This window comes from Lapillicoccus sp., assembly GCF_036559105.1.
Lineage (GTDB): Bacteria > Actinomycetota > Actinomycetes > Actinomycetales > Dermatophilaceae > Lapillicoccus.
Genome location: NZ_DATBTV010000125.1, coordinates 17,649 through 39,386, shown reverse-complemented (window position 1 = coordinate 39,386; position 21,738 = coordinate 17,649). Strand labels below are relative to the sequence as shown.

General features: G+C 69.9%; 20 protein-coding genes. 12 read left to right on the top strand and 8 right to left on the bottom strand.

Going from position 1 to position 21,738, the window contains the following annotated elements:
- The gene (locus VIG79_RS15960; protein ID WP_331887459.1) at positions 1–852 is read left to right on the top strand and encodes a bifunctional methylenetetrahydrofolate dehydrogenase/methenyltetrahydrofolate cyclohydrolase; all 852 of its coding nucleotides are present in this window, start codon (positions 1–3) and stop codon (positions 850–852) included.
- Positions 853–856: 4 nt separating this feature from the next.
- Positions 857–1,186 carry a DUF3017 domain-containing protein gene (locus VIG79_RS15955; RefSeq protein ID WP_331887457.1) on the top strand — a complete coding sequence of 110 codons (330 nt, stop codon included), beginning with the start codon at positions 857–859 and terminating at the stop codon, positions 1,184–1,186.
- Positions 1,187–1,207: 21 nt separating this feature from the next.
- On the opposite strand, the gene VIG79_RS15950 is transcribed toward VIG79_RS15955, so the two are convergent.
- Together VIG79_RS15950 and aqpZ are read right to left on the bottom strand one after the other, a co-directional pair.
- Positions 1,208–2,221 (bottom strand): malate dehydrogenase, encoded by a 1,014-nt coding sequence (locus tag VIG79_RS15950; protein ID WP_331887455.1) that lies wholly within the window; start codon positions 2,219–2,221, stop codon positions 1,208–1,210.
- A 278-nt stretch (positions 2,222–2,499) separates the two neighbouring features.
- Complete coding sequence (gene aqpZ, locus VIG79_RS15945) at positions 2,500–3,348, bottom strand: aquaporin Z (protein ID WP_331887453.1); 849 nt, start codon at positions 3,346–3,348, stop codon at positions 2,500–2,502.
- 78 nt (positions 3,349–3,426) lie between these two features.
- Between aqpZ and VIG79_RS15940 the strand changes: the two genes are divergently transcribed.
- From VIG79_RS15940 to VIG79_RS15925, 4 genes are read left to right on the top strand one after another with little or no spacing between them, the layout of a single operon-like run.
- Positions 3,427–5,655: an NADP-dependent isocitrate dehydrogenase gene (locus VIG79_RS15940; protein WP_331887451.1), complete on the top strand. Its 2,229-nt coding sequence runs from the start codon at positions 3,427–3,429 to the stop codon at positions 5,653–5,655.
- 43 nt (positions 5,656–5,698) lie between these two features.
- Complete coding sequence (locus VIG79_RS15935; RefSeq protein WP_331887482.1) at positions 5,699–6,457, top strand: HAD-IIA family hydrolase; 759 nt, start codon at positions 5,699–5,701, stop codon at positions 6,455–6,457.
- Positions 6,458–6,476: 19 nt separating this feature from the next.
- Positions 6,477–6,995, top strand: a complete 519-nt coding sequence (locus VIG79_RS15930; protein WP_331887449.1) for a ferritin — start codon at positions 6,477–6,479, stop codon at positions 6,993–6,995.
- Positions 6,996–7,003: 8 nt separating this feature from the next.
- A complete protein-coding gene (locus tag VIG79_RS15925; protein WP_331887447.1) occupies positions 7,004–7,909 on the top strand; it encodes an amidohydrolase family protein in 906 nt (301 codons plus the stop codon).
- A gap of 245 nt (positions 7,910–8,154) precedes the next feature.
- On the opposite strand, the gene VIG79_RS15920 is transcribed toward VIG79_RS15925, so the two are convergent.
- Entirely contained in the window at positions 8,155–9,429 is a 1,275-nt protein-coding gene (locus VIG79_RS15920) for a S10 family peptidase (RefSeq protein ID WP_331887445.1), read from the bottom strand.
- 393 nt (positions 9,430–9,822) lie between these two features.
- Positions 9,823–10,992 (bottom strand): galactokinase, encoded by a 1,170-nt coding sequence (gene galK / locus VIG79_RS15915; protein WP_331887443.1) that lies wholly within the window; start codon positions 10,990–10,992, stop codon positions 9,823–9,825.
- An 18-nt stretch (positions 10,993–11,010) separates the two neighbouring features.
- On the opposite strand from galK, the gene VIG79_RS15910 reads away from it, so the two are divergent.
- Both VIG79_RS15910 and VIG79_RS15905 read left to right on the top strand, forming a co-directional pair.
- On the top strand, positions 11,011–11,580 hold the full coding sequence (locus tag VIG79_RS15910) for a 2'-5' RNA ligase family protein (protein WP_331887441.1): 570 nt from the start codon (positions 11,011–11,013) through the stop codon (positions 11,578–11,580).
- Entirely contained in the window at positions 11,577–12,677 is a 1,101-nt protein-coding gene (locus tag VIG79_RS15905) for a YihY/virulence factor BrkB family protein (RefSeq protein WP_331887439.1), read from the top strand. Before VIG79_RS15910 ends, VIG79_RS15905 begins: the two co-directional genes overlap by 4 nt.
- 9 nt (positions 12,678–12,686) lie before the next feature.
- Here the strand turns inward: VIG79_RS15905 and VIG79_RS15900 are convergent, their stop codons facing one another.
- Complete coding sequence (locus VIG79_RS15900) at positions 12,687–14,132, bottom strand: hypothetical protein (protein WP_331887437.1); 1,446 nt, start codon at positions 14,130–14,132, stop codon at positions 12,687–12,689.
- An 89-nt stretch (positions 14,133–14,221) separates the two neighbouring features.
- On the opposite strand from VIG79_RS15900, the gene VIG79_RS15895 reads away from it, so the two are divergent.
- From VIG79_RS15895 to VIG79_RS15885, 3 genes are read left to right on the top strand one after another with little or no spacing between them, the layout of a single operon-like run.
- Positions 14,222–15,061 carry a hypothetical protein gene (locus VIG79_RS15895; protein ID WP_331887435.1) on the top strand — a complete coding sequence of 280 codons (840 nt, stop codon included), beginning with the start codon at positions 14,222–14,224 and terminating at the stop codon, positions 15,059–15,061.
- A gap of 1 nt (position 15,062) precedes the next feature.
- Entirely contained in the window at positions 15,063–16,979 is a 1,917-nt protein-coding gene (locus tag VIG79_RS15890; protein ID WP_331887433.1) for a fumarate reductase/succinate dehydrogenase flavoprotein subunit, read from the top strand.
- A gap of 19 nt (positions 16,980–16,998) precedes the next feature.
- The gene (locus VIG79_RS15885) at positions 16,999–17,754 is read left to right on the top strand and encodes a succinate dehydrogenase/fumarate reductase iron-sulfur subunit (protein ID WP_331887431.1); all 756 of its coding nucleotides are present in this window, start codon (positions 16,999–17,001) and stop codon (positions 17,752–17,754) included.
- Between the two features lie 32 nt (positions 17,755–17,786).
- Here VIG79_RS15885 and VIG79_RS15880 read toward each other — a convergent pair whose 3' ends face one another.
- On the bottom strand, positions 17,787–18,158 hold the full coding sequence (locus tag VIG79_RS15880) for a DoxX family protein (RefSeq protein ID WP_331887429.1): 372 nt from the start codon (positions 18,156–18,158) through the stop codon (positions 17,787–17,789).
- A gap of 71 nt (positions 18,159–18,229) precedes the next feature.
- Between VIG79_RS15880 and VIG79_RS15875 the strand changes: the two genes are divergently transcribed.
- Positions 18,230–18,868: a helix-turn-helix domain-containing protein gene (locus VIG79_RS15875; RefSeq protein WP_331887427.1), complete on the top strand. Its 639-nt coding sequence runs from the start codon at positions 18,230–18,232 to the stop codon at positions 18,866–18,868.
- A 25-nt stretch (positions 18,869–18,893) separates the two neighbouring features.
- On the opposite strand, the gene VIG79_RS15870 is transcribed toward VIG79_RS15875, so the two are convergent.
- Both VIG79_RS15870 and VIG79_RS15865 read right to left on the bottom strand, forming a co-directional pair.
- Complete coding sequence (locus VIG79_RS15870; RefSeq protein ID WP_331887425.1) at positions 18,894–19,637, bottom strand: succinate dehydrogenase/fumarate reductase iron-sulfur subunit; 744 nt, start codon at positions 19,635–19,637, stop codon at positions 18,894–18,896.
- Between the two features lie 73 nt (positions 19,638–19,710).
- Entirely contained in the window at positions 19,711–21,732 is a 2,022-nt protein-coding gene (locus VIG79_RS15865; protein ID WP_331887423.1) for a fumarate reductase/succinate dehydrogenase flavoprotein subunit, read from the bottom strand.
- Positions 21,733–21,738: the final 6 nt, after the last annotated feature.

The following is a 21,738-nucleotide window of genomic DNA, read 5'->3' as shown; positions in this document are numbered from 1 at the left end:
GTGACCGCACGGATCCTCGACGGCAAGGCCACGCTGGCGGCGATCAAGGCGGAGCTCACGGACCGCGTAGCCGTGCTTGCGTCACGTGGCGTCGTCCCCGGGCTCGGGACCGTTCTCGTCGGGGACGACCCGGGCTCCGCCTGGTACGTCGGCGCCAAGCACCAGGACAGCGCGCAGATCGGCGTCACGAGCATCCGCCGCGACATGCCGGCGACGGCCACCCAGGCCGAGGTCGAGGCGGTCATCGACGAGCTGAACGCCGACCCGGACTGCACCGGTTTCCTCGTGCAGCAGCCCACCGGGCTCGACGAGATGGCCCTGCTGTCACGGGTCGACCCGGAGAAGGACATCGACGGCTTGCACCCCACCAACCTGGGCTGGCTGGTCCTGGGCAAGCCCGCGCCACTGCCGTGCACGCCGATGGGGTGCATCGAGCTGCTGCGCCGGTTCGACGTCCCGATCGCGGGGGCCCACGTCGTCATCGTCGGCCGCGGCATCACCGTCGGTCGACCACTCGGGCTCATCCTGACCCGCAAGTCGGAGAACGCGACCGTCACTGTCTGCCACACCGGGACCAAGGACCTCGCGGCGCGGGTGCGCGAGGGCGACATCGTCGTGGCCGCCGCGGGCGTCCCCGGCATCATCACCTCCGACATGGTCAAGCCCGGTGCCGCGGTCCTCGACGTCGGCGTCTCACGGGTCGACGGCAAGCCCGCCGGCGACGTGGCCGCCGACGTGGCCGAGGTCGCCGGGTGGCTCAGTCCCAACCCCGGCGGGGTCGGACCGATGACGCGAGCCATGTTGCTGACGAACGTCGTGGCGGCCGCCGAGCGGCAGGCCGGCCTGGGGTGACGCGGTGAGGTTGGCCGGGCTGCGCCGCCTGGGGCTCTGGTGGGTGATCGCCGGGTTCGTCGTCGTCGGCGTCGGGCTCATCGTGTTCGCCGGGCGCCTCCGACTGGGCGGCTTCGTCATCGGACTGGGGCTGTTGGTCGCCGCGGTCCTGCGGCTGCTGGTCAAGGAGCCGCGCGCCGGCGGGATCGAGGTCCGGACCAAGGCGCGCGACGTTCTCACCCTGCTCGTCGCCGCGGGGTTGGTGTTCGGCGCGTTCTTCCTGGTCCGGACGTGCGGTCCGGTCGACGCGCAGTTCGGCGCCGGGCGCGCCGTGAGCTGCCCCGCAACGCCCTAGACCGGAATACGGGGACCAACCTCAGGGGAGGAGGCCGAGGCCCTTGACGGCCTCGCGCTCCTCCTCGAGCTCGGCGACCGTCTTGTCGATCCGCGCCTGCGAGAACTCGTTGATCTCCAGCCCCTGGACGATCGCCCAGCGACCGTCCGCGATGGTCACCGGGAACGACGACATGAGGCCCTCGGGCACGCCGTAGGAGCCGTCGGAACACACCGCCATCGAGACCCAGTCGCCCTCGGGCGTGCCGTCCCGCCAGGTGCGGGCGCTGTCGATCGTCGCCGAGGCGGCGCTGGCCGCCGAGGAGGACCCGCGGGCGTCGATGATCGCGGCGCCACGCTTGGCCACGGTGGGGATGAACGTGTCGGCCAGCCACTGCTCGTCATTCACCAGCTCGGCGGCGTTCTGGCCGTCAACCTCGGCGTGGAAGATGTCCGGGTACTGCGTCGCGGAGTGGTTGCCCCAGATCGTCATCCGGCGGATGGCGGTGACCGGCACGCCGAGCTTGGCGGCCAGCTGCGAGATCGCCCGGTTGTGGTCCAGCCGGGTGAGAGCGGCGAACCGCTCGTTCGGGATGTCCGGGGCGTTGGACATGGCGATGAGCGCGTTGGTGTTCGCGGGGTTGCCGGTGACGGAGATCTGCACGTCGTCGGCGGCCACCTCGTTGAGGGCCTTCCCCTGCGGGGCGAAGATCCCCCCGTTGGCCTCGAGCAGGTCGCCACGCTCCATGCCGGGACCGCGCGGACGCGCCCCCACGAGCAGCGCGTGGCTGACGCCGTCGAAGACGACCCGAGGGTCGTCGCCGATCTCCACCTTGGCCAGCGTGGGGAACGCGCAGTCGTCGAGCTCCATGACGACGCCCTCGAGCGTCTTCAGAGCCGGCGTGATCTCCAGCAGCCGCAGCTCGATCGGGGTGTCCTTGCCGAGCAGGTCACCGTTGGCGAGCCGGAAGAGCAGGCTGTAGCCGATCTGTCCCGCGGCGCCGGTCACGGCGACCTTCACGGGGGTACGGGTGGCGGGGCTGGCGTCGTTGCTCACGCCCGAAGACGCTACCAGCCGGTATGCCGGTCGGCTCGCCGCCCTCGGCAGCCGCCAGCGGTGGCCTCCGTTCCCGAAGCAACGGTCGCTCGACTGCCAGTCGATCGGGTTGGCTGCCCCCATACGAGCAGCCGACCCGCTGGACTGGCAGTCAAGGGGGAGCGGTCAGCGCATCGTCTGGTAGCGCGGGACGATGTCCTTGGTCAGTGGGAGGAGCCGGCCGCTGGCCAGCTGGTCTGACCCGCCGGTATGCGGGTCGGCTCGCCTCCTCCGGTCGGCTAGGCCCTCCCCGCCTCGGCCTCGGCGTGAGTTTCAGCCTCCGTCATGGGAGTCGGCTCGGTCATGACCTCGCCTGGGTTGACCGCGCCGCCGACGTCGAGGTTGCTGCGGTCGATGCCGGTGATGGCCTCGAAGGTCCACCCCGCGATGACCGCCCCCACGATCGGCGCCACGATGAACACCCACACCTGGCCCGGCGCGCCGTTGCCGTTGAAGAACGCCACCCCCAGTGAGCGCGCGGGGTTCACCGAGGTGTTGTCGATGGGGATCGAGATGAGGTGGATGAGCGTCAGCGTCAGCCCGATCGCAAGCGGCGCGAACCCGGTCGGCGCGTGCGCCGTAGTCACCCCGAGGATAACGAACACGAAGAACGCGGTCAGCAGGATCTCGACGAGTAGCACGGCCACGAGGGAGAAGCCACCCGGGGAGTGCTCGCCGTAGCCGTTGGCTGCCAGTGCTCCGGTGGCGCCCGCAGCACCGCGCACGCTCTTGGCGAGGCTCCAGAGCACGGCACCGGCCAGCAGGGCACCGACGATCTGGGCGGCGATGTAGGCGCCGGCGTCACGGATGTTGTCGAACCGTCGGGCCGCCCACAGGCCGATGGTCACCGCGGGGTTGAAGTGCGCCCCGGAGACGTGCCCCACCGCATACGCCATCGTCACGACCGAGAGCCCGAACGCCAGCGACACGCCGAGCAGGCCGACCCCCAGCTGGGAGGACGGTGCCGTCAGGCTGGGACTCGAGAAGAACGAGGCTCCGAAGATCGCCGTGCCACACCCGCCGAACACCAGCCAGAACGTGCCGAGGAGCTCCGCGCCGAGACGCTTGCGGAGGGCCGGAGTCGTCATGCGGTGAACCTAGCGGAGCGACCAGTACCGGTTCGGGAAGCTATTTATCTTGACGTCAAGATAACGATAGGATGCGGCATGGCCCGGATCATCTACACGCTCACCGACGAGGCACCGCTCCTCGCGACGTACTCCTTCCTCCCGGTCGTCCAGGCGTATGCGTCCGCGGCCGGCGTCGATGTCGAGACCCGCGACATCTCGCTCGCCGGGCGCATCGTGGCAGCCTTCGCCGACCGGCTCCCAGCGGACCAGGCGGAGAGCGACGCCCTCGCCGAGCTCGGCGAGCTGGCCACGACGCCCGAGGCCAACATCATCAAGCTGCCCAACATCTCCGCGTCGGTGCCGCAGCTCAAGGCCGCGGTCGCGGAGCTGCAGAGCCAGGGCATCGCCGTCCCCGACTACCCGGACGAGCCGTCGACGCCCGACGAGAAGGACGCCCGCGCCCGCTACGACAAGGTCAAGGGCAGCGCGGTGAACCCCGTTCTGCGCGAGGGCAACTCGGACCGCCGCGCGCCGGTTTCGGTCAAGAACTTCGCCCGCAAGCACCCCCACTCGATGGGCGCCTGGTCGGCCGACTCGAGGACCAACGTGGCCACGATGGCTGCGGACGACTTCCGCCACAACGAGAAGTCCGTCGTCATCGCCGAGGACGGCACGCTCACCCTGCGACTCCAGCCGGCCGACGGCGGCGACGCCGTGGTCCTGCGTGACGGCGTGCCCGTCACGAAGGACGAGATCGTCGACGCCACGGTGCTGCGCGCGGCCGCGCTGGACGCGTTCCTCGCCGCTCAGCTGGCCCGCGCGACGGCCGACGACGTGCTCCTGTCGGTCCACCTCAAGGCCACGATGATGAAGGTGTCCGACCCGGTCGTCTTCGGTCACGTGGTGCGCACCTACTTCGCCGACGTGTTCGAGACCTACGGCGAGGAGCTCACCGCCGCGGGCCTGGACGGCAGCAACGGACTGGGCGCCATCCTCTCCGGACTGGCCGACCTCGAGCACGGCGCCGAGATCCGGGCGGCGATCGAGCAGCGCCTCGTCGACGGTCCGAAGCTGGCGATGGTCAACTCCGACAAGGGGATCACCAACCTCCACGTCCCGAGCGACGTCATTGTCGACGCCTCGATGCCGGCGATGATCCGCACGTCCGGACACATGTGGGGCGCGGACGGCGCCGAGGCCGACACCCTGGCGGTCATCCCCGACTCCTCGTACGCGCCGATCTACCAGGTGGTCCTCGACGACTGCCGGGCCAACGGGGCGTTCGACCCGACGACGATGGGCTCCGTCCCGAACGTCGGGCTGATGGCCCAGAAGGCCGAGGAGTACGGCAGCCACGACAAGACCTTCGTCATCGACCGGGCCGGGACCGTCCAGGTCGTCGACGGCTCCGGCACGGTCCTCCTGGAGCACGACGTGCAGCCCGGCGACATCTGGCGGGCGTGCCAGACCAAGGACGCCGCGATCCGCGACTGGGTCAAGCTGTCCGTGACGCGGGCCCGGGCGAGCGGCACCCCCGCAGTCTTCTGGCTCGACGAGCAGCGGGCTCACGACGCGAACCTCATCGCCAAGGTGCACGCCTACCTGCAGGACCACGACACCGACGGCCTCGACATCACCGTGCAGTCGCCCGTCGACGCCATGGCCACGTCGCTGGAGCGGATCCGGAAGGGCGAGGACACCATCTCGGTCACGGGCAACGTGCTGCGCGACTACCTCACCGACCTCTTCCCGATCCTCGAGCTCGGCACCAGCGCCAAGATGCTCTCGGTCGTCCCGTTGATGAACGGCGGCGGCCTGTTCGAGACCGGAGCGGGCGGCTCGGCGCCGAAGCACGTCCAGCAGCTGGTCCAGGAGAACCATCTGCGCTGGGACAGCCTGGGCGAGTTCATGGCTCTCGCGGAGAGCCTCCGGCACCTCGCCGAGTCCACCGGCAACACGGGGGCGGCCACGCTCGCGGAGACGCTCGACCGCGCGACCGAGCGGCTGCTCGAGGAGAACAAGTCCCCGAGCCGTCGGGTCGGCGAGATCGACAACCGCGGCAGCCACGCCTTCCTCGCGTACGCCTGGGCCCAGGAGCTCGCCCGGCAGACCGGCAACCCGGAGCTGGCCACGGTCTTCGGTCCGGTCGCGGGGGCGCTGGAGGCGGACCTCTCGGCGATCGAGCAGGACCTCGTCGACGTGCAGGGCGAGCCGGTGGACCTCGGCGGCTACTACCGGCCGGACCCGGCCAAGGCCGACGCGGTGATGCGGCCCTCCGAGCGGTTCGACGCCGCGCTGGCGCTCGTGTCCTCCGCGTCGGACTGATCTCGTGACCGAGCGCAAGCCCGTCGAGTGTTGGTTGACCGACATGGACGGGGTCCTCGTCCACGAGGAGCAAGCCATCCCGGGCGCCTCCGAGTTCATCGGCCGGCTCGTCGCCCTCGAACGGCGTTTCCTCGTCCTCACCAACAACTCGATCTACACGCCGCGCGACCTCCGCGCTCGCCTCTCCCGGAGCGGGATCGAACTGCCCGAAGAGGTCATCTGGACATCGGCCCAGGCCACCGCTGCGTTCCTGGCCAACCAGCGCCCGGGCGGTTCCGCCTACGCTGTGGGCGAGGCGGGACTCACCCTGGCCCTCCACGAAGTCGGTTACACCCTCAGCGAACACGACCCCGACTACGTCGTTCTGGGCGAGAACCGCACGCTGTCACTGGACGCGATCACCAAGGCGATCCGCCTCATCGACGGTGGTGCCCGGTTCATCGCGACGAACCCCGACCCGTCCGGACCGTCGCAAGAGGGTCTGGTCCTGGGGACTGGATCCGTAGCCGCGCTCATCACGCAGGCGACCGGGCGGCAGCCGTACTTCGTCGGGAAGCCCAACCCGATCATGATGCGCACTGCCCTCAACCGCATCGACGCACACTCCGAGACGACGGCCATGATCGGCGACCGGATGGACACCGACGTCATCAGCGGCATCGAGGCCGGCCTGCGAACCGTGCTCGTGCTCACCGGGTCGACCAGCCGCGCGATGGTGGAGACCTTCCCGTACCGACCGACCCGCATCGTCGACTCCATCGCTGACGTCATCCCACTGGTCGACGAGTTCGCCCGCGACTGACTGTCGATAGCATCGCCGCATGTCGACGTCCCGCTTCGCCGAGCAGCTGAACACCCAGATCGGCAACGAGTTCGCCGCCCACCAGCAGTACGTCGCGATCGCCGTGCACTACGACGCGCTCACCATGCCGGCCATGGCCGCGTACTTCTACCAGCAGGCCATCGAAGAGCGCGGCCACGCCATGATGATGGTGCGCTTTCTCATCGACACCGACCGTGACGTGACCATCCCCGGGAGCGACGCGCCCCAGAGCCGCTTCGACGACATTGTCGCGCCGGTCGCGCTCGCCCTCGCCCAGGAGAAGCGCGTCACGACCCAGATCCACGAGCTGACCCGGATCGCCCGCGACGAGAACGACTTCGCCGCCGAGCAGTTCATGCAGTGGTTCATCAAGGAGCAGGTCGAGGAGGTCGCTGCGATGAACGACCTCCTTACTGTGGTCACCCGGGCGAAGGACGACATCCAGTACATCGAGGGGTATGCGTCGGGCCGCCCGTCCGTGAGCGACCCCACCGCTCCGACGCCCGCCGGGGCCTGACAACCGCCTTGAGCGGACCCACCAGCGACGAGCAGGTCCCCGCATACTGGCGCGGGCTCGGGCTGCCAGGGCTGGCCGATATCCACGTGCACTTCCTGCCGCCCTCGGTGCTGGCCAAGGTGTGGGCGTACTTCGACGCCGCCGAGGCCAACTACGGGATGGCGTGGCCGGTGCACTACCGCGGCAGCGAGCCGGACCGGCTCGAGACAGTGCGCCGGCTCGGGCTGAAGGCGATCCCCTCGCTGGCCTACGCCCACCGCCCGGGAATGGCGAGTTGGCTCAACGAGTGGTGCACGCAGTTCGCGGCGCGGGTCCCGGAGGCCGTCCACTCGGGCACCTTCTTCCCGGAGCCGTCGGCGGCGTCGGACGTCCGCGACGCACTGACCGCCGGTGCCCGGCTGTTCAAGGTGCATGTCCAGGTCGGGGTGTTCAGCCCTGTCGACCGGCTGCTCGACGAGGCGTGGGGTGTGCTCGCGGAGGCCCGGGTACCCACCGTCATCCACGCCGGCTCCGCGCCGCGGCCCGGCGAGCACACCGGCCCCGCACCGGTCGCGGAGCTGCTGCGCCGTCACCCGGAGCTCGTGCTCGTGATCGCCCACCTCGGGATGAGCGAGTACCACGCGTTCGCCGACCTCGCCGAGGCGTACGACGGCGTCCATCTCGACACGACAATGGCTGGCACCGACTTCACCGAACAGTTCGCGCCGATGCCCGACGGCTACGTCCAGCGGCTCGCGGACCTGCAGGCGAAGGTCCTCCTCGGCAGTGACTTCCCGAACATCCCGTATGCCTACGCGCACCAGCTCGAGGCCCTCGACCGGCTGGAGCTCGGCGACGATTGGATGCGAGCGGTGCTGTGGGAGAACGGGGCTCGGCTCTTGGGCCTTCAGCCGGGTCCCGCGCGCGATCTCTAGCAGGCGACCGAGGAGGGAACTGTCCACGTTCTCGGCTAGACCTCGACAACGGTCGGTGAGGCGTCACCGCCGCGGACATGACCTGGCCCGCCGGCACTGAGCTGGACACCAGCTTCCAGGACGGCCAGCCACAGCCGGTCACGAACCCCAGCTCATCTCCACCACACGAGGAGCTGACGGTCGGGCCCTGAGGTGTGGTTCCGGGATAGAGCGGTCGGAATACCAAACGCTCAAGCCCAGACCGATCACCCGGCGCTGGCTCGCCTCACGAAGTCGGCGAGGTCGGCGCTCTGCTGCAGCCGCGACGGCTCGTGGACGTACATCATGTGGCCCGCGTCGTAGTACGCGTGCTCGATGTTCGTCTTGAGGCCGGCGGGGATCCGCAGGTGCGCCACGACGTCCTCGGCGGCGAAGTACGGCGTCGCGCCGTCGTAGCGGCCGTAGGCGACGTGCACCTTGAGGTGGGCGTTCTGCCGCAGGGCTCGTTCGAGGTTCGGTGACACGTCCACCGGCCGGCCCTCGAACTCCCTGTAGGACCAAGGGTGCACGCGCGACGTGATCTGCTCGTAGTGCAGGTCGTTGCGGTAGCCGAGCTCGTCGCGGACGTAGGCGTTGAAGGCGGCGGCGTAGGGCCCGACGATCGCGTCGTACGACGGGTCGATCTCGGTCAGCTCCGCGATCGCGCTCTCCGCGGGTCCGGTGAACCGGGAGTCCAGCCGGCCGACGACCAGCCGCTGGTCGCGCAGCAGCTCCGCGAAGAAGCGGAGGTGCTCGATCCTCAGGTCGGCCCGGTCGACGTAGTCCTCGCTCAGCCCGGAGAGCCGGGCGATCGTGGTGACCGCCTCCGCCCGCTCGGCGGCGGTCAGCCGGTCGCCCCGCGAGAGAACCCACGGGTAGTCGCGCCCTGCATACGCCTCGGCCTCCGTGAGGAGAGCGCGCAGCCCGCGGCGTCCCTGCCGTCCGTGGAAGTGCGACACCGCCGCGTAGGTCGGTAGGTAGAGCGCGTGGGCCCGGTCGTTGCGCTGCTTCTCGAAGTCGATCGAGCTGAGGTCGAGGACGCTGGAGATGAGCATGACCCCGTTGAGGTACATGCCGTAGCGGCCCTGGAGGTGCTCGGCCAGCGCCGCGGCGCGCAGCGTGCCGTAGGACTCGCCGGCGAGGAACTTCGGCGACATCCAGCGGTTGTTGCGAGCGGTCCAGAGCCGGATCACCTCGGCGACGGACTCGAGGTCACCCTGGAACCCGTGGTACGGCTCGGGTTTGCCGCCCTCTACCGCCCGCGAGTACCCGGTCGAGACCGGGTCGACGAAGACGAGGTCGCTGACCGCCAGGAGGGACTCGGCGTTGTCGGCCAGGCCGTAGGGCGGCGGGAGGAGGTCGCCCACGTCGCCCATGACGACGCGGCGCGGCCCGAGCAGGCCGAGGTGCAGCCAGACGCTGGACGACCCCGGACCGCCGTTGAACGCGAAGGTCACCGGACGGTCGGCGGGCTTGGCGCCGTCGAGGACGTAGGTCGTCACCGACACCTCGGCCTTCGGCCGGAAGCCCTTGAAGACGCCGTCCTCGTAGACCTCCTCGCGGAGGACGAGCCGACCGGTGACCGCCGTGTAGTGCAGGTCCGTCGGCCGACGCGGAGGGTATGCGCCGTCGTCACCAGGTCGTCGGTCGGCTCGGCCGGCCGCTTGGTCACCTCGGTGACGGTCTCGGTGGTGGACTGGCTCTCGGGTTCACCCTGTAGCGCCGGGGTCACGGCGGCGGGTTCGGTGTCCGGGGTGGGTGCGGCGTCGTCGGGCACCGGGCCACCTTAGCCAGCGGCCCGAGCACACGAACGGGCGTTGGTCGCCCGAACCGGGCGGTTCTCCGGCGGTCGACACACCAATGCCCGTTCGTGTGCACGGGCAGCGCCCCACGGGTCAGCGGTCGCGACCCGCTGGTGGGCCCGCCGTGACCGCGAACGGCTGGGGCGCGGTGAGCCCCTCGGCTCCGAACGCCGCCTCGATACGGCCGCCGATGCTCTCCGCCTGGTCCGCCGGCACCAGCGCGATGGCCGACCCGCCGAAGCCTCCGCCGGTCATCCGCGCGCCGAGCGCCCCGAAGTGGAGAGCGGTGTCGACGACGAGGTCGAGCTCGCGGCAGGAGACCTCGTAGTCGTCGCGCAGTGAGGTGTGTGACGCCACGAACAGCCGGCCGACCTCGTCGAAGTCGCCGCGCCGCAACGCCTCCACGCAGGTCCGAACCCGCTCGATCTCGGTGACGACGTGTCGCACCCGGGCGCGGGAGACGTCGTCGGGGAGCCGGTCGAGGGCAGCGTCGAGGTCCGTGGGATCCACCTCGCGCAGGGTCTCGACGCCCAGCAGGGACGCGGCGTCCTCGCAGGCGGCGCGACGTGCGGCGTACTGACCGTCGACGAGCGCGTGTTCCGCACGGGTGTCGACGACGAGCAGGGTCAGGCCGTGAGAGCTCAGGTCGACCGGCACCTGCTCGACGGCTCCGGATCGGCAGTCGAGGAGGATCGCGTGGTCCGCGGTGGCCCGCATCGACGCGGCTTGGTCCATGCCTCCGGTCGGCGCACCGGCGATCTCGTTCTCGGCGCGCTGGCACCATCCCGCGGCCCGGGCACGGCCGGCGTCGTCGGCGAGGACGTCGAGTCCCAGCAGGTCCGAGAGCGCCGCGACGAGGGCGCACTCGAGGGCGGCCGAGCTCGACAGGCCCGCCCCGACCGGGACGTCGCTGGCGATCGCGATGTCGAGGCCCGGAACCGCGTACCCCTCCTGCCGGAGCACCCAGCAGACCCCGGCGAGGTAGGCCGCCCACCCCTGCGGCCGGCCCGGCTCGATGTCGTCCAGCGCGACCTCGACGATCCCCCCGCGGGCAGAGGTGCTGACCGCCCTCAGCCGACCGTGGTCGCGCAGCCGCACCGCCGCATACGTGCGCTGGGGGAGGGCGATCGGCAGCGCCAGGCCGCCGTTGTAGTCGGTGTGCTCGCCGATGAGGTTGACGCGACCGGGCGCCGACCAGACCCCGTCGGGCCCGTCCCCGAAGGCGCTGGCGAAGAGGGAGGCGGCGGCGTCCACGATCGCCACCCTGCCACAATGCACGCCATGTCCTTCGCGGCCCCGGCCAGCGCTCCGCGCGACGTGACGATGGTCGGAGTGTCGATCCCGATCCCCGCCCCGTTCGGTCCGCAGCTGCAGGCGCGTCGGGCGTCCTATGGCGACCCACTGGCGCCGACCACGCCCGCGCACATCACCCTGCTCGGCCCCACCGAGGTGGCCGACCCCGAGGTCGCCGAGCTGGTCGAGCACCTCGGCGACGCCGCGCGCTCCGTGGACCCCTTCGTCGTCGTGCTCCGCGGCACCGGCACGTTCCGGCCGGTCTCCGACGTGGTGTTCGTCCAGGTGGCGCGGGGGATCTCGGCCTGCGAGCAGCTGGAGCAGGGGATCCGTAAGGGGCGGTGGGGCACCGAGCTGGCGTTTCCTTACCACCCGCACGTGACCATCGCGCACGACGTCGCGGAGGCGGAGCTCGACCGGGCCTTCGACGAGCTGGCGCAGTTCGTCGCCATGTTCGAGGTGCACAGCTTCCACCTCTACGTCAAGGATAGAGGCGGGACCTGGGTCCCGGTCCGTGAGTTCCCGCTGGGTGACATCGCAGGAGAGGCCGACGGGTGAAGCAGCTCTGGGAGAGGGTCAAGGGCCTCAAGCCCTACCGCGCGAACCAGCGGTACAACGAGGTCCGCGGGAACCTTCTCTCCTCGGGGATCGCCTACTACGCCTTCTTCTCGGTCTTCCCGGCGTTCGCCATCGCCGCGGTCATCTTCGGGTTCGTCCTGAACGGTCATCCGGAGCTGCTCAACAGCGTCGGTGACGCCCTGAACCGGGCGCTGCCCGGTTTCGTCAAGACCACGTCGAACCCCGAGGGCCTCATCACGCTCGAGGCACCTCAGCTGTCGCTGCTGACCATCGGCGGGATCGTCGCCCTGGTCAGCCTGGTGCTCTCCGGCATCGGGTGGATCGGGTCGTTCCGCGACGGGATCCGGGCCAGCCTCGGCGCGGAGGGGTCGCCCGGCAACCTGCTGACCGACAAGCTGCGCGACCTCGGCGTCTTCGTGGCGTTCGGTTCGGCGTTCCTCCTCTCCGCCGTGCTGACCAGCGTCATCGGTGCTGCCGCCGACTGGGTGGCGCAACGGATCGGGTTGGGGAGCAACACGATCCTCGTCACGGTGGTCGGGATCCTCGTCGGCTTCGTCGTCGACGTGGGGATCCTGGTCCTGCTGCTGCGGGTCCTGTCGGGGGTCTCGCTGCCGTGGTCGGCGGTCCGGCAGTCCGCACTGGTCGGGGGAGCGCTGCTGGGCATCATCAAGATCTTCGGGCTCCAGCTCATCGGCAACGCCACCAAGAACCCCTTGCTCGGGTCGGTGGCCATCATCATCGGGCTGCTGTTCTGGCTGAACCTCATCGCGCGGATCGTGCTGCTGTCGGCCTGCTGGGCCTATCTCGACACTGCGCACGAGACGGCGGAGGAAACCGAGGACGCCGAGGCAGCCGAGCCCGCGCCGGACCAGGCCGTAGCCGCCGGTCCTGCGGTTCGGCACACCACGGTGCGGCTCATCCCTCCGTCCACCGCGGCAGCCGGCGTCGCCGGCCCGACGGCCAGCCGGCAGCGCGACCGCATCGCGGTGGGCGCCGGTGCGGTCGCCGGTGCCGTGCTCGGTGCGGCGGCGGCGACCGGGCTGGTCGGCGTGATCCGACGCTGGTTCTCCCGCTGACCGGTCGGGTCAGTCCTCGGGTCCCGCTCGCCGCACCCAGCGACGCAGGCCGAGGATGAACAGGAGCCCCACCACGACGATCACCAGCCACATCCACGGGTTGCGGGCCGCGTTCCCCGCCGACGCCAGCAGCCACGGACCTGGGTTGCCGCCTGGCCCCGCCTGCTCCGCCGCCACGACCGGGGGCAGCATGGTCGTGGCGGCCGGGACGGGCTCCTTGGTCGTCGCCGACGGGACCGGCGTACCGGCGGTGGTCGGGGCCGGCGTGCCGCCGAGCTCGGGTGGCTGGGCGGCCCCGGGAGCCACCAGGGCCCCGACCGGCCGCAGCTGCCCGGCGTTGGCGAAGGCCCAGTCGAGCAGGGCCGCCTGCCGCTGCCAGCTCGGTGTGAGGATGGCGCCCATCTGCGTGATGAGCAGGGTCCGGCCGCCTCGGGTGACCGCGCCGACGAAGGTGTTACGGGCTCCGGTGGTGTAGCCGTTCTTGATCCCGATCGTGCCGGGGTAGTTCTCCAGCAGCTGGTTGTGGTTCTGGATCTCGAACGCGGGGGAGACCTTGCCGCTCCGGTCGGTCCCTCCGGGGAACGTGTAGGTCTTCGTGGCGGCCACCTGACGGTATGCGGGCAGCTGCATCACCGCGCGCCCGAGCAGCGCGAGGTCGTAGGCGCTGGAGTGCTGACCCGGCGCGTCCAGCCCGGACGGGTCGACCGCCACGGTGTCCCAGGCCCCCAGCTGGGCGGCCTTGGCGTTCATCGCCGCGATCGTCTTGTCCCGACCGCCGAAGGCGTCGGCGAGCGCATACGCCGTGTCGTTGCCGCTCATGAGGACGAGCCCGTGGAACAGGTCGTCGACGGTGTAGGTGCCGCCGGAGACCATGCCCACTCGCGTGCCGTCGGCGTTGACCTCGTCGTCCGTGGCGACGAGGGACGTGGTCGCGGGGACGGCCGGCATGACGACCAGCGAGGTCAGGGTCTTGAGGGTGCTGGCCGGCAGCAGCCAGGCATGCGGGTTCTTGGCGGCGAGGATCTGGCCCGTGTCCATGTCGGCGATCAGGTAGGACACCTCGGTGCCGTCCGGGGGCGCCGGGACCGAGTCCGGCTTGTCGAGGATGACGCCGGTGTTTGCAAGCTGGGGCCCGCCGACGACGTTGGCCGCCGCTACCGGCGGGGCGGGGAACGGCGTGGGCGGGGCGATCAGGCAGACCGTCTGCACGGTGCTGCCGTCGGACCGCGTGGTGACGCTGGGGTTGGGCTTCGGCGGCGTTTTGGGCGCCGGCGTGGGCGGAGGCTGGGTCACCGTGGTGGCCGTCTGGCCGCTCGGACAGGTGACCGGCGCGGGCGGTATGGTCTCCGTCGGCACGGCGGTCGCGAGCGGGGCGAGCACCGTGCCGAGCAGCCCGGCTACGACGGCCGCCGCGCAGCCGCGAAGCCGTCTCCGGGTGGGGCGCGCCGTCGACATGTCACGGGGAGGGTACGGCATCGTCTCCGTAGGGCAGCGGGTTACACTCCCGAACGGCCCACAGCATCAGCACGTGTGAGGAGTCACGGATGACGCAGACCCACCTCGGTGGAGACTCCTCCGGATCGTCGCCATCCGGGGTCGGGGCTCCCGGGCGGGCGCGCATCGCGGCGCGCACGCTGCGCACCGACCGGTGGTGGGTCGAGCCGGCGGTCACCTTCACCCTGCTGGTGGCCTGGCTGCTGTACGCGCTCATCCGCACGGCGTCGCAGCGCTACTACTTCGTCGAGGAGTACCACTACCTCTCGCCGTTCTCGTCGCCCTGCCTCTCGGCGTCCTGCGTCCCCGCTGCTCGCGACTTCGGGACCTGGTTCGGCGAGTTCCCGCCGTTCGTCCCCCTCGGCCTGCTGGTCCTGCCGTTCCTGCTCGGGTTCCGGCTGACCTGCTACTACTACCGCAAGGCCTACTACCGCTCGTTCTGGCTGTCGCCGCCGGCCTGCGCCGTCGCCGAGCCGCACGGCGCGTACACCGGCGAGACTCGGTTCCCCCTGATCCTGCAGAACGCGCACCGCTACTTCTTCTACGCGGCGATCGTCGTGTCGCTCATCAACACCTACGACGTCATCCGGGCGTTCCACGGCAAGGACGGCGGGTTCGGCATCGGGCTCGGCACGCTGATCATGTTGGTCAACGTCGTCTTCCTCTGGGCCTATACCGCTTCCTGTCACTCCTGCCGCCACCTCATCGGCGGCCGGCTGCGGCACTTCTCCAAGCACCCGACCCGCTACTGGCTGTGGACCCAGGTGTCGAAGCTCAACACCCGCCACATGCAGCTCGCCTGGACGACGCTCGGGACCCTCATGGTCACGGACGCCTACATCGCGCTGGTGTCGGCGGGCGTCATTACCGATCTGAGGCTGGTGAACTGACATGGCTGCTTCCGACACGACGGCGGAGAACCGGGTCGAGCGCCACGAGTACGACGTCCTCGTCATCGGTGCCGGTGGCGCCGGTCTGCGCGCCGCTATCGCCGCTCGCGAGGCCGGTATGCGCGTGGCCGTGATCTGCAAGTCCCTGTTCGGCAAGGCGCACACGGTCATGGCCGAGGGCGGCATCGCGGCGAGCATGGGCAACGTCAACAGCAACGACAATTGGCAGGTCCACTTCCGCGACACGATGCGCGGCGGCAAGTTCCTCAACTCGTGGCGGATGGCCGAGCTCCACGCGAAGGAGGCGCCGGAACGGGTCTGGGAGCTGGAGACCTACGGCGCGCTGTTCGACCGGACGCCGGACGGCAAGATCAGCCAGCGCAACTTCGGCGGCCACGAGTACCCACGTCTCGCGCACGTCGGTGACCGGACCGGCCTCGAGCTGATCCGCACCATGCAGCAGAAGATCGTCTCGCTGCAGCAGGACGACGAGCGGGCGAACGGCGACGCCGAGGGTTTCCTCCGCGTCTTCGCCGAGTGCACCGTCACCGACCTGCTTTGCACGCCGACCGGCGAGATCGCCGGCGCGTTCGGCTACTGGCGCGAGAACGGACAGTTCATCCGCTTCGACGCCCCGGCGGTCGTGCTCGGGACCGGCGGGATCGGCAAGTCGTTCAAGGTCACCTCTAACTCGTGGGAGTACACCGGTGACGGGCACGCCCTCGCGATGCGCGCGGGTTCCACGCTGATCAACATGGAGTTCGTCCAGTTCCACCCGACCGGGATGGTCTGGCCGCCCTCGGTCAAGGGCATCCTCGTCACGGAGTCGGTCCGCGGCGACGGCGGCGTCCTGAAGAACTCCGAGGGCAAGCGGTTCATGTTCGACTACGTCCCCGAGGTGTTCCGCGGCCAGTATGCGGAGACCGAGGAGGAGGGCGACCGCTGGTACACCGACGCCGACAACAACAAGCGCCCACCGGAGCTGCTGCCGCGTGACGAGGTCGCCCGGGCGATCAACTCCGAGGTCAAGGCCGGCCGCGGGTCACCGCACGGCGGCGTCTTCCTCGACATCGCCTCGCGACGACCGGCGGCCGAGATCATGAAGCGGCTGCCGTCGATGCACCACCAGTTCAAGGAGCTGGCCGACGTCGACATCACGTCGGAGCCGATGGAGGTCGGCCCGACCTGCCACTACGTCATGGGTGGTGTCGAGGTCGACCCCGACACCGGAGCGGCCAACCGGGTTCCCGGGCTGTTCGCGGCCGGTGAGGTCTCCGGCGGCATGCACGGGTCCAACCGGCTCGGCGGCAACTCGCTGTCCGACCTGCTGGTGTTCGGCAACCGCGCTGGTCTCGGCGCCGCGGCATACGTCGAGGGCCTGGGGGACAACCGGCCCACGGTCGACCAGGAGCTGGTCGACGCATCGGTCGCGACCGCGCTCCGGCCCCTCGAGCTGGACGGCGGGGAAAACCCGTACACCCTCCACCAGGAGCTCCAGCAGACGATGAACGACCTGGTCGGCATCATCCGCAAGGAGGCCGAGATGGCCGAGGCCCTGACCCGGATCGACGAGCTCAAGGAACGCGCGCAGCACCTCAGCGTCGAGGGCGGCCGGGCGTTCAACCCGGGATGGCACCTCGCGCTGGACCTGCGCAACATGCTGCTGGTCAGCGAGTGCGTCGCGCGGGCGGCGCTGCTGCGGCAGGAGAGCCGCGGTGGGCACACCCGCGACGACTACCCCGCGATGGACCCGACCTGGCGGCAGAAGCTGCTCGTCTGCTCGGGCACCGGCGACGGACCGGTCAAGGTCGAGGAGGAGCGGACGTCGACGATGCGCGACGACCTCATCCAGCTGTTCCAGAAGGACGAGCTGAAGAAGTACCTCACGCCCGAAGAGATCGAGGCGATCCCCCAGTGATGTCGCGGGAAGGCACCCAATGAGCTACGACGCCCACTTCCGCGTCTGGCGGGGCGACGACGACGGCGGCGAGCTCGTCGACTACACCGTCGAGGTGAACGAGGGCGAGGTCATCCTCGACATCATCCACCGGCTTCAGGCCACCCAGGCCGGCGACCTGGCGGTGCGCTGGAACTGCAAGGCGGGCAAGTGCGGCTCGTGCAGCGCCGAGGTCAACGGCAAGCCGCGGCTCATGTGCATGAACCGGATGTCGACCTACGCCGAGGACGAGACCGTCACCGTCACCCCGCTGCGCGGGTTCCCGGTCACCAAGGACCTCGTCACCAACGTCACCTACAACTACGAGAAGGCCCGCCAGATCCCAGCGTTCGCGCCGCCGGCGGGCGTCGCTCCGGGCGAGTACCGGATGCAGCAGATCGACGTGGAGCGCTCGCAGGAGTTCCGCAAGTGCATCGAGTGCTTCCTCTGCCAGAACACCTGCCACGTCTCCCGCGACCACGAGGAGAACAAGGAGGCGTTCGCCGGTCCTCGGTTCTTCATCCGCGCCGCGGAGCTCGACATGCACCCGCTCGACGCGAGGGACGACCGGGCGAACTTCGCCCGCGACAGCCAGGGTCTCGGGATGTGCAACATCACCAAATGCTGCACCGACGTCTGTCCGGAGCACATCAAGATCACCGACAACGCCATCATCCCGATGAAGGAGCGCGTGGTGGACCGCAAGTACGACCCGGTCCGCTGGCTCGGCAAGACGATCACCCGCCGCAAGGACTGACGCTCCGCGCCGGTTGGTGCGGCGCCATCGGATCAGAGCTGGTACGGGCCGAACCGACCCCACGCGACGATGACGGCGAGCACGAGCAGGACGATGTTCACCGGGACGATCGCCGGCTCCTTGCGGCGCACGTGGGTGATCGCGGCCCCGATCATGATGATGACGAGACCCACGGCGGCGATCGGCGTGAGGATCGGGGCGATGCCGGTGGCCGCGGGCAGGATAAGGCCGAGCGCACCCAGGATCTCCGCGGTGCCGATGAGCCGGACCGAGGTCTGGGAGAAGTCGTCCACCCAGGCCATCCGTTCGCGGAGCTTCTCCTTGGGGGTCAGCACCTTGGTGGTGCCCGCGATGAGGAAGGCGGCGGCGAGGACGATCTGGATGATCCACAGTGCGACGTTCACAGGGGGCCCCTTTCGGGAGGTGTCGGGAGGTCCTATCGGCCAACACACTAAGTGGAAGGTACATTCCACTTATGCGTGCGGATGCCCAGCGGAACCGGGAGCGCATCCTCGACGCGGCCCGGGAGGTCTTCGCCGAGCGCGGGACCGACGCGCCGATGAGCGAGGTGGCCCGCCGAGCGAGAGTGGGGATAGCGACGCTGTCGCGCCGCTTCCCGACCCGCGAGGACCTCGTCGCCGCCACCTTCGAGGACCGTCTGGTCTCGTATGCGTCCCTGGTCGAGGTCGCCAGCCAGGATCCGGACCCGTGGCGTGGGTTCTGCGCTCTCGTCGAACGGGTCTGCGGTATGCAGTCCGGTGACCTCGGCTTCACCGAGGTGCTGACCAGGTCCTTCCCCCGGGTGCGGGGGCTCGAGGCGGGACGGCTCCGGGCGTTCGCCCAGTTCGAGGACCTGGTGTCGCGCGCTCAGGCGGTCGGGGACCTGCGCGACGACTTCGTGCCCGAAGACCTGCCCCTCGTCCTCATGGCTCACGCGGGTGTGGTCACGGCGACCGGTGACGCCGCCCCGAACACCGGACCCCGCCTTGTCGCCTACCTGCTGCAGTCGTTCGCCGCACCGGCCCGCGGCGAGCTGCCGCGTCCGCCGACACCGCGCCAGATCTCGCGGGCGCTGGCACGGGCCCAGGTCCAGGCCGGTCGGGCGCCGGTCTAGCGTCCTCGTCTCGTGGAGACGACCGTCAGTGGTGGTGGCGCATCGCGGTGCGGAGGTCCTTGTTCAGCCAGGAGATGACGTCCATCGGGATCTCCTTGGGGCAGGCTGCGGCGCACTCGCCGATGTTGGTGCAGCCGCCGAACCCCTCTGCGTCGTGCTGGGCGACCATCGCGACGACCCGGTGGTCGCGCTCGGGCTGACCCTGGGGCAGCAGCCCGAGATGCGTCACCTTGGCACCCATGAAGAGCATCCCCGACGCGTTGGGGCAGGCCGCGACGCAGGCTCCGCAGCCGATGCAGGCGGCCGCGGCGAACGCCTGGTCGACGTCGTCCTTGGGGACGAGGACCGCGTGCGCGTCCGGGGCGGCGCCCGTGTTCACCGACACGAAGCCGCCCGCCTGGATGATGCGGTCGAACGCCGACCGGTCCACGACCAGGTCCTTGAGGACCGGGAAGGCCGTCGCGCGCCACGGCTCGATGGTGATGGTGTCGCCGTCGGCGAACGAGCGCATGTGCAGCTGGCAGGTCGTGGTCACCTGGGGGCCGTGCGCCTCGCCGTTGATCATCAGGCCGCACATGCCGCAGATGCCCTCGCGGCAGTCGCTGTCGAACGCGACCGGGTCCTCCCCGTCGAGGATGAGCCGCTCGTTGAGGACGTCGAGCATCTCGAGGAACGACATGTCCGGGGACACGTCGTCGACGTCGTAGGTGACCAGGCGACCCTCGGCGTCCGTAGACGCCTGTCGCCAGACCTTGAGCGTGACGCGCATTACCGGGGTCCTCGCACGAGAGTGCCGCACCCTCGCGCAGCGAGTCCCGTGCAGGCTCGGGTGGGGTGAAGGTTCACTTGTAGCTCCGTTGCTTCAGCTCGACGTACTCGTAGACCAGCTGTTCCTTGTGCAGCACGGGACTCAAGGGAGCTTCGCCGTTCCTGTCCCCCTCGAAATCCTGATGGAACTCCCACGCCGCGACGTACGCGTACTGGTCGTCGTGCCGCAACGCCTCGCCGTCGTCGGTCTGGCTCTCCGCACGGAAGTGGCCGCCGCAGGACTCACGCCGGTGCAGCGCGTCGATGCACATCAGCTCGCCGAGCTCGAGGAAGTCGGCGACGCGGCCGGCCTTCTCCAGCGCCTGGTTCAGCTCCTCGTTCAGTCCGAGCACCCGCACGTTGCGCCAGAACTCGTCGCGCAGGCCGCGGATCAGGTCGATGCCCTTGAGCAGCCCCTCCTCGGAACGCTCCATCCCGCAGTACTCCCACATGATGTTGCCGAGTTCGCGGTGGAACGAGTCGACGGTGCGAGAACCGTTGATGGACAACAGTTTCCTAATCCGCCCCTGGACTGCCTCACGAGCAGAGACGACCTCTGGCGCATCCGCCGACACCGGCGCATACGGGCCACTCGCGAGGTACTCGCGGATCGTGTTCGGCAGGACGAAGTACCCGTCGGCGAGGCCCTGCATCAGGGCGGACGCCCCTAGCCGGTTCGCACCGTGGTCGGAGAAGTTGGCCTCACCGGTGACGAAGAGGCCGGGGATGTTGGACTGCAGGTCGTAGTCCACCCATAGCCCGCCCATCGTGTAGTGGACGGCGGGGTAGATCCGCATGGGGACCTCGTAGGGGTTCTCCCCGGTGATCTGTTGGTACATGTCGAGGAGGTTCCCGTACTTCTCGGCGACCGCATCGGCGCTCATCCGCTTCAGCGCGTCAGTGAAGTCGAGGTAGACGCCGCGGCGGAAGTCGCCGACCAGGGGACCGACGCCACGCCCCTCGTCGCAGACGTTCTTGGCCTGCCGCGAGGCGATGTCGCGCGGGACGAGGTTGCCGAACGACGGGTAGATCCGCTCGAGGTAGTAGTCGCGGTCCTGCTCGGCGATCTCCCGAGGGTTCTTCTCGCAGTCCTCGCGACGCTTCGGCACCCAGATGCGCCCGTCGTTGCGCAACGACTCGCTCATCAGGGTGAGCTTCGACTGGTGCTCGCCGGCGACGGGGATGCAGGTCGGGTGGATCTGGGTGAAGCACGGGTTGCCGAAGTAGGCGCCCTGGCGGTGCGCGCGCCACGTCGCCGTGACGTTGCAGCCCATCGCGTTGGTGGAGAGGTAGTAGACGTTGCCGTAGCCGCCGCTGGCGAGCACGACGGCGTCGGCGAGGTGGGTCTCGATCTCGCCGGTCACCATGTCGCGGACGATGACGCCTCGGGCCCGGCCGTCGACGACGACCAGCTCGAGCATCTCGTGGCGGGTGTACATCTGCAGCCGGCCCTCGGCGATCTGCCGCTCCAGGGCCTGGTACGCGCCGATGAGCAGCTGCTGCCCGGTCTGGCCTCGTGCGTAGAAGGTTCGCGACACCTGGACCCCACCGAACGAGCGGTTGTCGAGAAGGCCGCCGTACTCGCGTGCGAAGGGGACACCCTGCGCGACGCACTGGTCGATGATGTTGGCGCTGACCTCCGCCAGTCGGTAGACGTTGGACTCCCGCGATCGGAAGTCGCCACCCTTCACGGTGTCGTAGAACAGCCGGTAGACCGAGTCGCCGTCGGCCTTGTAGTTCTTCGCCGCGTTGATGCCGCCCTGCGCCGCGATGGAGTGCGCGCGACGAGGCGAGTCCTGGTAGCAGAACGAGGTCACCTGGTACCCCGCCTCGGCCAGGGTCGCTCCGGCGGATGCGCCGGCCAGGCCGGTTCCAACGATGATCACGCTGAGCTTGCGGCGGTTCGCGGGGTTGACCAGCTTGGCCTCGAACTTGCGCCGGTTCCACCGGTCGCCGATCGGTCCGGGCGGGGCCTTGGTGTCGGCGATCGGCTGACCCGTGCGGTAGAGCCCGGTAGCCGTGCCGATGTCGGCTGCGGGGGTGTCGGTCTCGGTCATGGGAGC